1 protein-coding gene is annotated in these 1,156 nt (G+C 32.7%); it reads left to right on the top strand.

Features of this window, described 5'->3' with window-relative positions; genetic code table 11:
- Positions 1-207 precede the first annotated feature (207 nt).
- Positions 208-1,059, top strand: coding sequence for a hypothetical protein (locus tag AB4371_RS22580; protein WP_372150697.1), 852 nt, complete (start codon positions 208-210; stop codon positions 1,057-1,059).
- Positions 1,060-1,156: the final 97 nt, after the last annotated feature.

The following is a 1,156-nucleotide window of genomic DNA, read 5'->3' as shown; positions in this document are numbered from 1 at the left end:
CAAAGTATGCTCCCGCCCTGGTCTGACCTTGGACCAGAGAGTGTGCTTTATACGCCTGAATTGTGGATTTATTTATCGAGAAATCGCTATATCTTCATTAATTGGTGAATGTAGATTTATGACTGATTTATGCTCTGATTTATTTAGTTGCCAAATGATAAAAGACGTTTGGATAAATTGGATTCCCTAAATAGGTTGGCCTTTAATATGAATGCGATAATAGGAAAATTTAAGAGGTTTTATATTTCAAAAGTTTCATTTTTTGAAGGTAGGTTCTCGATTAATAATAATGTAATTATTCGCAGATTGGTTGTCGAAGTGTGGGGTGTGTTGTCATTTTTTGATAATGATAAAGTTGGCATTAGAGAAAGAACAAAATATATTTTAGGCAAAGAGTTGAATTATCGTCGTTTCTCAATAAATAGTTTTATTCAAGGTATAGAACAGAATAATTTTACGTACTTCGAACGTTCTAGTATGAGCCACATATACAGTGATATATTTGATAAAATGATTAGATATTTTGAATCTGGAGAACCGATAACTATTTGTTGTTCTCGTTCAAGTGTTAATATTGTTTCTATGGTCGCGAGTTGTTATTTTAATAAGGTGCTAATCATAAATGGTCATAAAGACTATAATAAAAAGGAAATTTATTACGTTTTAAAAGTGTTTAAAGGTATAAATAAACCACAGGTGCATGTGGTTTCTATAAATAATAGGGATGCTATTCTAGAATTACGAAAATTCGATGGTATAACTATTGTGACATACGATGAATTTCCTTTCCCATTGTTTGAAAATAAGATTAGGTTATTGAAAAAATGTGTACTCCCTGTCTGTAAGGTAATTGGTAGAAAAACGATATTCGTCAATAGGTATTATAACAATAATTACCTCCCTCGCTTGGAGATTTTATTTATATGCAAAAAAGAAGCTTTCAATGATTTGAGAAAGGTGAGAGAAGTGCTAATGCGACGAGTTATGAGTTCAATAGAGGAACAACCTGAAAAATGGTCGATTTGGTCTCAGAAGAGCTTCTATTATTGCAGTGTGTAGACCTATTACTATTAGCTAAACGCAGGGCGCGATATCACTAACTGGGGATACGATATGTCGCAAATAACGGCTCAAATACGGCGTTGTTAATGATATG

This window comes from Vibrio sp. 10N.261.51.A3 (assembly GCF_041471965.1).
Taxonomy (GTDB): domain Bacteria; phylum Pseudomonadota; class Gammaproteobacteria; order Enterobacterales; family Vibrionaceae; genus Vibrio; species Vibrio crassostreae_C.
Note: the sequence above shows the minus strand (reverse complement) of the source record. Positions and strands in the feature narration are given on the sequence as shown.